The sequence below is a fragment of the Mesorhizobium sp. M7A.F.Ca.CA.002.09.1.1 genome, from assembly GCF_003998555.1.
GTDB lineage: Bacteria > Pseudomonadota > Alphaproteobacteria > Rhizobiales > Rhizobiaceae > Mesorhizobium > Mesorhizobium ciceri.
In genome coordinates this window covers 1-5,223 of sequence record NZ_RZRR01000360.1, presented here as the reverse complement: position 1 = coordinate 5,223, position 5,223 = coordinate 1, and the positions used below count along the sequence as shown (strand labels likewise).

At 62.6% G+C, this 5,223-nt stretch carries 5 protein-coding genes; 1 reads left to right on the top strand and 4 read right to left on the bottom strand.

The annotated features are described in order from the left end of the window. Positions 1 to 48: 48 nt before the first annotated feature. The 4 genes from EN994_RS16830 to tpiA form a co-directional block, all read right to left on the bottom strand. Positions 49 to 1,686: a CTP synthase gene (locus tag EN994_RS16830; RefSeq protein WP_013531733.1), complete on the bottom strand. Its 1,638-nt coding sequence runs from the start codon at positions 1,684 to 1,686 to the stop codon at positions 49 to 51. A 137-nt stretch (positions 1,687 to 1,823) separates the two neighbouring features. After that, positions 1,824 to 2,951 carry a L,D-transpeptidase gene (locus EN994_RS16825; RefSeq protein ID WP_013531734.1) on the bottom strand — a complete coding sequence of 376 codons (1,128 nt, stop codon included), beginning with the start codon at positions 2,949 to 2,951 and terminating at the stop codon, positions 1,824 to 1,826. A gap of 209 nt (positions 2,952 to 3,160) precedes the next feature. Next, the gene (gene secG, locus EN994_RS16820; RefSeq protein ID WP_127307664.1) at positions 3,161 to 3,631 is read right to left on the bottom strand and encodes a preprotein translocase subunit SecG; all 471 of its coding nucleotides are present in this window, start codon (positions 3,629 to 3,631) and stop codon (positions 3,161 to 3,163) included. 170 nt (positions 3,632 to 3,801) lie between these two features. Then, the gene (gene tpiA / locus EN994_RS16815) at positions 3,802 to 4,569 is read right to left on the bottom strand and encodes a triose-phosphate isomerase (RefSeq protein WP_013531736.1); all 768 of its coding nucleotides are present in this window, start codon (positions 4,567 to 4,569) and stop codon (positions 3,802 to 3,804) included. A 145-nt stretch (positions 4,570 to 4,714) separates the two neighbouring features. Here tpiA and EN994_RS16810 point away from each other — a divergent pair. Then, a partial coding sequence (locus EN994_RS16810; RefSeq protein ID WP_206530415.1) for a SurA N-terminal domain-containing protein occupies positions 4,715 to 5,223 on the top strand: 509 nt, incomplete at its 3' end.

Here is a 5,223-nt window from a genome sequence, read left to right as displayed (position 1 = left end):
GAATGATGCTGTAAAGCAGCGCGACATAGGTCTGCATGGCCGACCGGCCTACACCAGCCGGCTCTGCTCCACCGCTGCCTCGATGAAACTGGCGAACAGCGGATGCGGGTCGAGCGGCCGGCTTTTCAGTTCCGGATGATACTGCACGCCGATGAACCAGGGATGGTCCGGGTATTCGACCGTTTCCGGCAGCACGCCGTCGGGCGACATGCCGGCGAACACCAGGCCGCAATCCTCAAGCCGCTCCTTGTAGTCGACATTGACCTCGTAGCGGTGGCGATGGCGCTCGGAAATCTGAGTGTCGCCGTAGATCTCGGCGATCTTGGAGCCCTTGGCGAGCTCGGCCTGATAGGCGCCGAGCCGCATCGTGCCGCCGAGATCGCCGGTTTCGCGGCGCTTCTCCAGCATGTTGCCTTTCAGCCATTCGGTCATCAGGCCGACGACCGGTTCCTCGGTCGGACCAAACTCGGTCGAAGACGCATGCTCGACGCCGGCCAGCGACCGCGCCGCCTCGATGCAGGCCATCTGCATGCCGAAGCAGATGCCGAAATACGGCACTTTTCGCTCACGCGCGAACTTCGCCGCCAGGATTTTGCCTTCCGAGCCGCGCTCCCCAAAGCCGCCGGGAACCAGGATGCCATGCACCTTTTCCAGCCACGGCGTCGGATCCTCCTTTTCGAAGATCTCCGATTCGATCCAGTCGAGCTTGACCTTGACGTGATTGGCCAGGCCGCCATGCGACAGCGCCTCGATCAGCGATTTGTAGGCGTCCTTGAGGCCGGTATATTTGCCGACAACGGCGATGGTCACCTCGCCTTCCGGATTGTGGATGCGGTTGGACACCGCCTGCCACGGCTCCATACGCGGCTTCGGCGCCGGATCGATGCCGAAGGCGGCCAGGACTTCCGAATCGAGCCCTTCCTTGTGATAGGCCATCGGCACGTCGTAGATATGCGGCACGTCGAGCGCCTGGATCACGGCGCTTTCGCGCACATTGCAGAACAGCGACAGTTTTCTGCGCTCTTCCTTGGGGATAGCGCGGTCGGCGCGGACCAGCAGGATGTCGGGCGCGATGCCGATGCCGCGCAGTTCCTTGACCGAATGCTGAGTCGGCTTGGTCTTCAGCTCACCGGCCGTCGGGATATAGGGCATCAGCGTCAGATGCACGTAGACGGCATTGTTGCGCGGCAAGTCGTTGCCGAGCTGGCGTATAGCCTCCAGGAACGGCATCGCCTCGATGTCGCCGACCGTGCCGCCGATCTCGCACAGCACGAAATCATAGTCGTCATTGCCGTTGAGGACGAAATTCTTGATCTCGTCGGTGACGTGGGGGATGACCTGCACGGTGGCGCCGAGATAGTCGCCGCGCCGCTCGCGCTCGATGATGTTCTTGTAGATGCGGCCGGTGGTGATGTTGTCCTGCTGGTTGGCGGAGCGGCCTGTGAAGCGCTCGTAATGGCCAAGATCAAGATCGGTTTCCGCACCATCGTCGGTGACGAAAACCTCGCCATGCTGGTACGGCGACATCGTCCCCGGATCGACATTGAGATAGGGATCGAGTTTTTTGATGCGTGCGCGATAGCCTCGCGCCTGCAGGAGAGCCCCAAGGGCCGCTGCGGCAATGCCTTTTCCAAGTGAGGAAACCACGCCGCCTGTGATGAATACATATCGCGCCATGGGAGTCATCGCTTAACGCGGCCGGATTGATTCCGCCAGAGAAAAAACCACCGCGAAGGTTTTTTCCCAAGAAGGCGCTCGGATCGTGAACAGGGCAAAACAAAAGGGCCGGCTGAGCCGGCCCTTTCGGCAGGATGACGAAAACGTCAGATGATGACGACCTTGGTGCCAACCCTGACGCGGCTGTAGAGATCCATGACGTGCTCGTTGATCATGCGGAAGCAGCCATTAGAGGCGCTGGTTCCGATCGACTGCGGCGCGATGGTGCCGTGGATGCGCAGATGCGTGTCCTTCTTGCCGTCATAGAGATAGATGGCGCGGGCGCCGAGCGGATTCTGGCCACCGCCAGGCATGCCGTCCTTATACTGGCCGTAATGCTTCGGCTCGCGCTTCTGCATGTCCAGCGTCGGGATCCAGCGCGGCCATTCCTGCTTGTCACCGACCGCGACCGTGCCCTTGAACTGCAGGCCCTCGCGACCGACCGCAATGGCGTAGCGCCGCGCGGTGGAAGATGATTCGACGAGGTAGAGGCGCCGCGCGCTGGTGTCGATGACGATGGTGCCGGCATCGTAACCAGTGAATTCCACGTCCTGCGGCACGAATTCCGGCTTCACCTTGAACTGCTTCTTGGCCTCCCTCTTGGCGAGAGCCTGATCGAGAGCCCGCGTCTCGGGAAGATAGCTTATCGAGGAGCCGGACGACGTCCCGCCGAAAAGGCCGGCGAACAGGCCGCCGCCGCTCGGCTTCTTCTGGCCGATGACTTCGCTGCGCAGTTCGCCATTGTTGCCGGTCAGGGCGACGTTCATGGCCTCCGCCGGAAGCGGCTCGGCCGACTGGATCGGCGCTATCGGTTCGATAGGCTCGATGATCTTGGCAGCCTGCTTCTTGGCCGGCTTGGCATCGGCCACCTCGGTTGCCGGCGCGCTCTTGCCCTTCTTGGCAAGGAACGCCTGCCGTTCCGCGTCGGCCTTGGCCTTTGCCGCCTCGCGCATTGCCAGCTTCCTGGCTTCGAGCGCCTTGGCTTTGGCGGCTTCCTTGTCGGCAACGATCTTGGCCTCGATCTTCTTGATCTGGGCGAGGTCGTCGGGCGTCGGGTTTTTCTTCTTCTTGAGAAGCTTCAATTGCGACGCATCACTCTTGACGGCGACGTTGATGGCAGAAGTTGTTTCAGCCGAAGGCTGTGCGGCCATATTGGCCGGAACGCCTGCGAAAGCGGGGGAACTCACGCCGAGTGCGGCGCAAAGTCCCAGGAAAATGAAGCTGCGAAGCTGCATGGCGAAGATCCGATCGTTCTATGCTTGTTGCCACGGCGTCGCCCAGCGCCCCCCAAGGGCGCCGGAAATGCCGCGTGCAATCTATAGTCGAATAAGCGCGGCCGCCTCAAGCGTGGGGCCATGCCTCACCCCGTCGAATCTTCGTGATCTCGCTGCATTTGCCGCGACTGTGTTCAAACGACCACAGATCGCGGTTCAGGCACCGAGGACTACTGGTTTGGAACCTGCGGGGTCGCCGGTGCGGCGGGAGCCGTGCCGTTGGTCGCCGGCGGCGTCGAGCCGGCGGCAGGCGCAGTGGCCGGGGCAGTCGCAGGAGCCGAAGCATCGTTGCCGGAAGGCGGCGTCGGCGTGGTGGTGCCCGCGGGCGCCGGAGTTGTGGTTCCAGGCAACTGGTTGAGCACGCCTTTGCCGGCGCCGTCCGAGGTCGCCGGCACGCGGTCCAGGATTTCGATCGGCTTTTCGCCGTAGCGGGCGACGATCGACAGGGTCAAGGAGGTGGCGAAGAAGGCAGCCGCCAGGATCGCCGTCGCACGCGTCAGCGCATTGGCCGCACCACGCGCGGTCATGAAGCCGGACCCGCCACCGATGCCGAGGCCACCGCCTTCGGAACGCTGCAGCAGCACCACGCCGACAAGGGCGAGCACGACCATGAGATGGATGACGATCAGTACGGTTTCCATAGTTTATCCTGGCAAGGCCTTGCCCGGCCGCGGACACGACCGGTGAATTGGAGGCGGCTCAATACAATGCTTTGACGGCATTTCCAAGCCCGTGGCCGGAATATGGGAAGCAACCCGTCCTTTGCAACGATTTCGTGCACCGGAAGCCCTGTCCGGCAGGGAAAATGTCTTCAAGCAATATTGCGATAGGCCTCGGCGATGCCGAGAAAGTCCGCCGCTTTCAGGCTGGCGCCGCCAACCAGCGCGCCGTCGACATTCCTGACGCCGAGCAGTTCGACCGCGTTGGAGGGCTTGACCGAGCCGCCATAGAGAATGCGCACCTTCGCCGCGACGCCGCCGAGCTTTTCCGATAGCTTTTCGCGGATATGTGCGTGTGCCGCAGCGACGTCGGCCGCTGTCGGCGTCAGGCCGGTGCCGATCGCCCATACCGGCTCATAGGCAATGATGGTGTTGGACGGGGTGGCGCTTGGCGGGACTGAGCCCTCGACCTGCCGCGACAGCACGTCCAGCGTGGCGCCCGCTTCACGCTGCTCATGCGTTTCGCCGACGCAAATGATGGCAACAAGCCCGGCACGCCACGCGGCGGATGCCTTGGCCTGGACAGTGGCGTCATCCTCGCCGCGTTGCTCGCGGCATTCGGAATGGCCGACGATGACATGGCTCGCACCGGCATCCCTGAGCATTTCCGCCGAGATGCAGCCGGTGTAGGCGCCGCTCTCCTTGGTGTGGCAATCTTCGCCGCCGGCATGCACCGGCGTGCGCGACAGGATCTCGGCGGCGTGGGCAAGCAGGGTTGCGGGAACGCAAACCAGCGCTTCGGTCTCCGCGTCAAGCCCACTCATGAAGCCGTTGCCGATCATCCTGAGCTCGTTGAGGGAGGCGCTGGTGCCGTTCATTTTCCAGTTGCCGGCGACGAGCGGGCGAATTCCTGGCGTCATGGGTTTGCTTCTCCGGATGATATCGGGGCTCTGGCCCTCACTACCAAAATCAGGCCACAAAGCAATCGACAGTGGGCCGGAAGGGCGCTATTGCGCTTGTTTCAGACTCGGCGCATGCGAAAATGCGCATAAATCGGAAGTAAAAATGCTTGGTATATTGAGAAGCGCGGCAGGCACCTGGGTCGCGAAGGGGCTGTTGGTGCTGCTGGTGCTCAGCTTTTTGGTCTGGGGCGTTTCCGGACGGCTGATGGGCGGTTTGGCCGGCCATGATTCGGTGATAACCGCTGGCGGCACCAAAGTGTCGATCAACGAATACCGTCTCGCCTATGATCGCCAGCTCGCCGTCATGTCGCAGCAGTTCGGCCAACGTCTCAGCCACGAACAGGCAAAGGCGCTCGGTGTCGATAACCAGGTGCTGGCGCAGCTCGTCTCGGGTGCCGTTCTCGATGAACAGGCCCGCAAGCTGGGCCTCGGACTTTCCAAAGACCGGCTGGCCGAGCTGACACGCGAAGACCCGGCCTTCAAAGGCCCGGGCGGCCAGTTCGATCGCAGAACGTTCGAATATATGCTGCAGCAGATTGGCATGCGACCCGACGACTATTTGAAGAACCGTGCTCAGGTGGCGGTGCGCCAGAAGATTGTCGAGGCGGTCCC